Here is a 3,316-nt window from a genome sequence, read left to right as displayed (position 1 = left end):
CTGGTCAGCCACCGGCCGATCTGGCTGCTCGACGAGCCGACGGCGGGGTTGGACAAGGCGTCGGAGGAGAGGTTTGGCGGACTGATGCGGGTGCATCTTGCGGATGGGGGGATCATCGTGGCGGCGACGCATCTGCCGCTTGGGCTGGAAGGGGCGCGCGAGCTGCAAATGAGGGTGGCCGGTTGATGTCGGTGCTCTACGGCGCCCCCCTCTGGCCTGCCGGCCATCTCCCCCACTTGGGGGGAGACTGGCAGCTCCGGCGCCCCGCTCATCTTTTCAATGTTGGTGATTGGCGAAATCGCCGGCGACGTCTGATCTCCCCCCTCGTGGGGAAGATGGCCGGCAGGCCAGAGGGGGGCGCGAAGGAACGCACACCTAACCAGGGGACCGCACCATAATGGGGTCCCTCTTCCTGCGCGATATCCGCCTCTCGATCCGTGCCGGCGGCGGCGCGCTCACCGGGGTCATCTTCTTCCTCGCCGTCATCGCCACCATCCCGTTCGGCGTCGGGCCGGACCTCAACCTGCTTGCCCGTATCGGCCCGGCGATCCTGTGGATCGCGGCCTTGCTCGCCTGCCTGCTTGGCCTCGACCGGCTGTTCCAGGCCGACCGCGAGGACGGCTCGCTCGATCTTCTGGTGCTCGGCCACGACCGCCACATGCTGGCGCTGACGGTGCTGGTGAAATGCCTGGCGCACTGGGCGGGCAGCGTGCTGCCGCTGGTGGTCGCCGCACCGCTGCTTGGGCTGTTCATGAACATGGAGCCGGCCGGCATCGGCGCCACCGCGCTGACGCTTCTCGTCGGCACGCCGGCCATCACCTTGATCGGGGCGGCCGGCGCCGCGGTCGCGGTGGCACTGCCGCGCGGCGGGCTGCTGATCTCGGTGCTGGTGCTGCCGCTCACCATTCCGGTGCTGATCTTCGGCGTCTCGGCAAGCTATGGCGCGGTGGCCGACCCAGCGCCGTTCCTGCAGCCCTTCCTCATTCTTGCCGCGCTGACGCTGTTTCTTGCCGTGCTCGGGCCGGCGGCGGCGGCGCTGGCGCTGCGCCATGGGACGGACTGAGCGATACGGGCTGCGGCGCGGCGGCCAATTGCGAAGCCGGAACGGCGAGGCTAAGGGAAGGCATGAACAAGCAGGGCAAAATGGCCGGGCCGGAATGCCGCATCCGCGCGGAGCGGCGGGCATGAGTGCGCATGCGCTCTATGTCACGGCTGCCTATGCCATTACGGCGCTGGTGCTGGCGGGGCTGGTCGCATGGATCCTGATCGACCAGCGCGGGCGCAAGCGCGATCTCGCCGAGCTCGAAGCCGCCGGCGTGCGGCGGCGCTCCGACAAGAGCGAGGCCCTCAAGGACAAGGGCGCGAAATCATGACTGAGAGCACGGAAACCGGAACGCCGGCGCCGCGCGCGCGTCGCCTGTTCGTCCTGCTGCCGCTGCTGATCTTCCTGGGGCTGGCCGGGCTGTTCCTGTCGCAGCTCCTGTCCGGCCGCGACGTGTCGGAAGTGCCGTCGGCGCTGATCGGCCTGCCGGCGCCGCAGACCAATCTGCCACCGCTGCAAGGCAGCACGCTGCCGGGGCTCGATTCGAAGTCGTTCGCCGGCAAGGTCACGCTGGTCAATGTCTTCGCCTCATGGTGCGCGCCGTGTCGCGACGAGCATCCGGTGCTGCTCGCTTTGTCGAAGGACAAGCGTTTTGTGCTGGCGGCGCTGAACTACAAGGATGAGCCGGAGAACGCCCGGCGCTTCCTTGGCGAGGTCGGCAATCCCTACCAGGCGATCGGTGTCGACGAGGCCGGGCGGGCGGCTATCGATTGGGGCGTCTACGGCGTGCCGGAAACTTTCGTCGTCGGCAAGGACGGCAAGATCGCCTACAAGCATGTCGGGCCGATTACCGCCGAGTCGGCGGAGACGCTGCTGTTGCCGCAGATCGAAAAGGCGCTGGCGGCGCATTGATATCCAGGTGATGCCGGCCTGCGAACGGCGGCTTCCTGCGCTTCCGGTGCTCCAGTACCTAAGTACGCTCCGCTCCGGTTCTCGGAATCCACCATTCTCGACTCGGCCTGACCTGAATCTCAACGCGCCTGACAGCGCGGAGCTGGTTGGGCCGAAAAGCTCAGCCGTAGATCTGCTTGTGGATCTGGTAGAGCATCTCGGAGCGGTCGGCGCGCATGTCGGCCAGATCGCGGCTGGAGAAGCTGTCGATTTCGGCGACGAGGCGGTTGTACTGGCGGCGCTTGGCGATGTTGGTGCGAGCGCGGGTGACGAGGTTGTCGAAGATCATGGTAGAGGTTCCTTTCGTGCCGCGTTGCCGCGGCGAATTGTTCCTCCCTTGATCGATACGGAGCATGACATAGGATTGGTGCGTTGCAAAAAGAAGATGTTGCAATGCACCATTGCGCTGGGCGCATAGCCGGTTAATGCGACGTCAATTCCGCGGGGCTGGTCGCCGGGCCACAAGCCATACGCCAACTCTCGCCCTTTTTGTATTGCAACTGCGTATTCGCACATTGCCTTCTGGCTAGCGGACTGGCTTGATCCGCGCATTCTGAAATGCCCGGAGGAAAAGCATGACGGCCGCCGATTACGAAGTTCTCGATCCACGTTTTTCGCGGCTGGTCAACAGCAACGAGCGGGTGGAGAAGCTGTTCACCGGCTGCCGCTGGGCGGAAGGTCCGGCCTGGTTCGCCGCCGGCCGCTACCTCGTCTGGTCCGACATCCCCAACAACCGAATGCTGCGCTATGACGAGACCGACGGCAGTGTCAGCGTGTTCCGCCAGCCGTCCGGCAATTCCAACGGCAACACCGTCGACCGGCAGGGCCGGCTGGTCACGTGCGAGCATTCGGGCCGCCGCGTCAGCCGCACCGAGCATGACGGCTCGGTCATCACCATCGCCGACAATTGGCGCGGCAAGCGGCTCAACTCGCCGAACGACGCGGTGGTGAAGTCCGACGGCTCGATCTGGTTCACCGATCCGGCCTACGGCATCGACACCGACTATGAGGGCAATCACGCAGAAAGCGAGATCGGCGCCTGCAACGTCTACCGGGTCGATCCCGGCACGGGGGAGATCGATGCCGTCATCACCGACATGGTGAGACCCAACGGGCTTGCCTTCTCGCTCGACGAAAGCCTGCTTTATGTCGCCGATACCGGCCGCACGCATGGCGCCAAGAACCCGGCGCATATCCGCGTCTTCAACGTCGGCAAGGGTGGCAAGAAGGTTTCGGGCGGCAAGGTCTTCGCCGACTGCACGGCCGGGCTGTTCGACGGGTTCCGTCTCGACGAGGCCGGCCGACTCTGGACAAGCGCCGCCG

5 protein-coding genes and 1 pseudogene are annotated in these 3,316 nt (G+C 66.0%); 5 read left to right on the top strand and 1 reads right to left on the bottom strand.

Features of this window, described 5'->3' with window-relative positions; all coding sequences use genetic code 11:
• The 4 genes and pseudogenes from EN742_RS28900 to EN742_RS28880 all read left to right on the top strand — a co-directional run.
• Window positions 1-186: pseudogene (locus tag EN742_RS28900) on the top strand (heme ABC transporter ATP-binding protein CcmA); the annotation flags it as partial.
• Window positions 187-397: 211 nt separating this feature from the next.
• Window positions 398-1,063, top strand: a complete 666-nt coding sequence (gene ccmB / locus EN742_RS28890) for a heme exporter protein CcmB (RefSeq protein ID WP_126057433.1) — start codon at window positions 398-400, stop codon at window positions 1,061-1,063.
• Window positions 1,064-1,184: 121 nt separating this feature from the next.
• Window positions 1,185-1,373, top strand: a complete 189-nt coding sequence (gene ccmD / locus EN742_RS28885) for a heme exporter protein CcmD (RefSeq protein WP_126057434.1) — start codon at window positions 1,185-1,187, stop codon at window positions 1,371-1,373.
• Window positions 1,370-1,954: a DsbE family thiol:disulfide interchange protein gene (locus tag EN742_RS28880; protein WP_126057435.1), complete on the top strand. Its 585-nt coding sequence runs from the start codon at window positions 1,370-1,372 to the stop codon at window positions 1,952-1,954. Before ccmD ends, EN742_RS28880 begins: the two co-directional genes overlap by 4 nt.
• A 160-nt stretch (window positions 1,955-2,114) precedes the next feature.
• Here EN742_RS28880 and EN742_RS28875 read toward each other — a convergent pair whose 3' ends face one another.
• Complete coding sequence (locus EN742_RS28875; RefSeq protein WP_126057436.1) at window positions 2,115-2,282, bottom strand: hypothetical protein; 168 nt, start codon at window positions 2,280-2,282, stop codon at window positions 2,115-2,117.
• A 286-nt stretch (window positions 2,283-2,568) separates the two neighbouring features.
• Here EN742_RS28875 and EN742_RS28870 point away from each other — a divergent pair.
• On the top strand, window positions 2,569-3,316 hold a 748-nt coding region (locus EN742_RS28870; protein ID WP_148670330.1), incomplete at its 3' end, for an SMP-30/gluconolactonase/LRE family protein.

Origin of the sequence: Mesorhizobium sp. M4A.F.Ca.ET.020.02.1.1 (assembly GCF_004022645.1) — a bacterium.
GTDB lineage: Bacteria > Pseudomonadota > Alphaproteobacteria > Rhizobiales > Rhizobiaceae > Mesorhizobium.
This window is presented reverse-complemented; position numbering and strand designations above follow the sequence as displayed.